This is a genomic window from Porphyromonas uenonis 60-3, from assembly GCF_000174775.1.
Taxonomy (GTDB): domain Bacteria; phylum Bacteroidota; class Bacteroidia; order Bacteroidales; family Porphyromonadaceae; genus Porphyromonas; species Porphyromonas uenonis_A.
In genome coordinates, this window is the sequence record NZ_ACLR01000196.1 from 1 (window position 1) to 664 (window position 664).

Consider the following 664-nt stretch of genomic DNA (forward strand, 5'->3'; position numbering starts at 1 on the left):
CCGAGCTTCTTGTTGAAAGATCGCAAGGAAGTGGAGGTACCTCAGGAGTTCATCAAGCGAGTGACCCTTTTTAGCTTCAATGCTTTTGCGGGTCTGCAGGTGCCGCTTGACCTAAAGTCTGTATATGTCATTCCTTCCCTGAGTGGATGTGTTACCGGTGACCTTCACTCCGACTACAGCCTGATCAGTGCTGGACCGCTCGTAAGGTGCGACTTTGGCATCCCCTTGAAGTATGGGAATATGCTCTTCTTCGGTGCCGGATACAAGTATGGCTTCCCCATCAAGGATGCAGATGAGATGGCAGCTGACAACTACAAGAATGTGACCCCTTATGGTCAGTCTCATACCGTCTTTCTGTCCATCGGTTATATGTATTGACCCGTAGATCTTCCTTAAATAAGGGAGCGAAAGAGAATCTCTTTCGCTCCCTTATTATTATAGACTTATAGGTCAAAATGGTGGGTGAGTTAAAGGTCTTTTCTAGGTATAGAGAGACATATAAGGGTTTGAAAAGCTTTGAAGTGTTAAAAGTGAGCCAACGCGAATGTATAGGTCAAAACGGTGGGTGATACAGGGGGATAAGCCAGTGTTTATCGTATCTTTGAGCATTTGAAAAGGCGAAAAAATGAACCAAAAAATGTCCGAAGTGTGGGAGCCTCAGTGT

Annotated in this window: 1 pseudogene; it reads left to right on the top strand. The window is 45.3% G+C overall.

What is annotated here, in order from left to right:
* Positions 1-378, top strand: a pseudogene (locus PORUE0001_RS07900) (hypothetical protein); the annotation flags it as partial.
* Positions 379-664: the final 286 nt, after the last annotated feature.